Below are 1,146 nucleotides of genomic sequence, written 5' to 3'. Positions count from 1 at the left end.
ATTGCTGTACGGCTGTGTTGACCTGAAAGTGGTTAAGCCTGACCATATGATTCAAGTACAGGGTATTGATGGTCCGCAAACGATTAGCCGAATTGAGTTAGCGGAAATTATTATTGCTCGTTATGAAGAGATTTTCAGCCAGATTCGCGAAGAACTTGAACAAAGCGGTGCAATCCATGGTCTATATCATGGTGTTGTATTGACTGGTGATGCTTGCCAGATTGAAGGTATGGTAAGTTTGGCGCGTCGTATGTTAGGTGTGTCTGCCCATCTAGGTAATCCGCCATTACAGGTGTATGCTGATGATCAGCATCAAGCTGCATTACGCCGCTCAATGTATGCAACAGCAGCTGGTTTACTTATGTTTAGCCAAAGTGAATTACAAGAAGCTGTTGAGGAGCCTGAAGAGGGAAATGACCGTTCGGTATGGGAACGAATGGTGAATGGCTGGAATGCTTTTAATAGCAAACTTAAAGCCATTTTTTAGGATGTATGTATTTATTGGTAGAATTGTTAGGAAGTTGTAAGAGAAAACCACTGTACTTGACAAGGTTGGTATTGCACAGCATTCTTAAAATTAGTTATTTTTGAAAATCAAGGCAGTATACGGGCTGAAGTGACTGCCATAATGTATTAGGAACCCTAAAGGTCATGGCCTCATTTGAATTTATAGAAGATGAACTAAACGATGGCAACGGTCAAGCCCGTTTCACTGTATTTGGTGTAGGTGGCGGTGGCGGTAATGCCGTTCAGCACATGGTACAGTCTGATATTCAGGGTGTTAAATTCGTTTGTGCTAATACAGATAAACAAGCACTTGACTGTATGAATGCCCCTTTCAAAATTCAGTTAGGTGAGCAAAGTACACGCGGTCTAGGTGCAGGTGCTAACCCTGAAGTAGGCCAGGTAGCAGCAGAAGAAAGCCGTGAAATTATTCGTCAGCACCTTGAAGGGACTGACATGGTGTTTGTAACCGCTGGTATGGGTGGTGGTACAGGTACTGGTGCAGCTCCGGTTGTTGCCGAAGTTGCTAAAGAAATGGGGATTTTGACTGTTGGTGTTGTAACAACTCCATTTAACTTTGAAGGCCGTCGTCGTCAAAAGTCTGCTGAGCGTGGTATTGAAGCGCTTGAAGCTCATGTTGAT

At 43.5% G+C, this 1,146-nt stretch carries 1 protein-coding gene and 1 pseudogene; both read left to right on the top strand.

Annotated features, from left to right (window positions below; translation table 11 throughout):
* Nucleotides 1-487: pseudogene (locus VXQ92_RS19875) on the top strand (cell division protein FtsA); the annotation flags it as partial.
* Nucleotides 488-651: 164 nt separating this feature from the next.
* Nucleotides 652-1,146: cell division protein FtsZ (locus VXQ92_RS19870; RefSeq protein ID WP_416682947.1), on the top strand; the 495-nt coding region annotated here is incomplete at its 3' end.

Source organism: Acinetobacter sp. 228 (assembly GCF_048147885.1).
Note: the sequence above shows the minus strand (reverse complement) of the source record. Positions and strands in the feature narration are given on the sequence as shown.